A 1242-nucleotide genomic window follows, 5' to 3' on the forward strand; every position below is an offset into this window, starting at 1 on the left:
GAGGTCCCACTGGACGGGCGCGCCCGTCGCCCGCACGTCGTCGATCACGCGGGTGAGGAAGTTGTCGTAGTCGGTCCAGTTGCCGTTGTCGCCGGGGAAGCGCGAGATGGGATAGCCGTCCGCGCCCCACAGGTCGTGCACGAGCAGGATGAACTCCCCGCCCAGCGAGCGGGTGCGCAGGAGCTGGGCACGGGTGGCGTTCCACCGCCGGTCGTACTTGCCCGACACCCACCCGCCGGGGCTGTCGAGCTGCGCGCCACCGGCCCGCATGTAGCGGAACTTCACATCACGGAAGTAGTTGTCGGCGGGTGCCGCGCCGTTCTCGGTCATCCCGTAGATCCACCCCGACGCCCGGTAGGTCGGGGAACCGTTCGTGACGGAGAAGTTCACGGTGATGGACTCGTCGGCGGCCTGGGCCGGTCCTGCGGCCGCGAGGACGGACGCGGCGGCCATGGCCGTGGCCGACAGCAGTGCGGCGAGGCCGTGGCGACGCCGGCGTCGCGTACGGGGGGTGGTGTCCACTGGCGACTCCTTGGACAGAGGGGGGTTGGGGGGGTGTTCTCGGAAGCTGGATGGGGGCGAGTGGAATGCCGAACCTCTCCCGGGGCTTCCCGGACGCCGTCGCGGAGCGGTTCCCGGAGGGCCTCACCGGTGGCCGCGCCGGAGGCGCGGCGGAGGCGTCCGCCGGATTCATCGAATCGATTCGTCGGGAAGCCTAGGCTTGCCTCTGAGTTGATGTCAATGGCGGGTGTCCTGTATGTGTACGGGCTGTTTCCCGGCCAGCGTCACGGCGTGCGATCTCGTGGATCGGCACCGGTTTCATCGCATGAAACTTCCATCGAACCGGTTAGAGGCCGGATACGGCGAGCAGGGGAGGAGACCTGCGATGTCGGCCGTTGACGTCCCGGCCTCCGCCCGGTCCGGTGGTTACGCTTGGCGCGAAAGAACCACGGGGCGCCGGCGCCCCGCCCGGGCTTTCCCGGCCTGCCGCCGGGCCCTTCGCCCCGAAGACGCGCAGCCCACGGCGGGTGTCCCGGTGCCGCGTCGGCTCACGCCCGCCCGTCCGCCGGGCCGATCCTCGTCTTCCGTGCCGGGATTGCGGAGGGGCTTACCAGGGGCCGGGCAACTAGAGTGAAGACTCCGATTCAGGCTCAGCATTCGGAGGGAGCCGACATGTTCGAGAGGTTCACCGACCGTGCGCGGCGGGTTGTGGTCCTGGCTCAGGAAGAGGCCCGGATGCTG

1 protein-coding gene is annotated in these 1242 nt (G+C 69.9%); it reads right to left on the bottom strand.

The annotated features are described in order from the left end of the window. On the bottom strand, nucleotides 1–522 hold a 522-nt coding region (locus Mam01_RS35965; RefSeq protein ID WP_204289679.1), incomplete at its 3' end, for a hypothetical protein. Between the last annotated feature and the right edge of the window lie 720 nt (nucleotides 523–1242).

Source organism: Microbispora amethystogenes (assembly GCF_016863015.1).
GTDB lineage: Bacteria > Actinomycetota > Actinomycetes > Streptosporangiales > Streptosporangiaceae > Microbispora > Microbispora amethystogenes.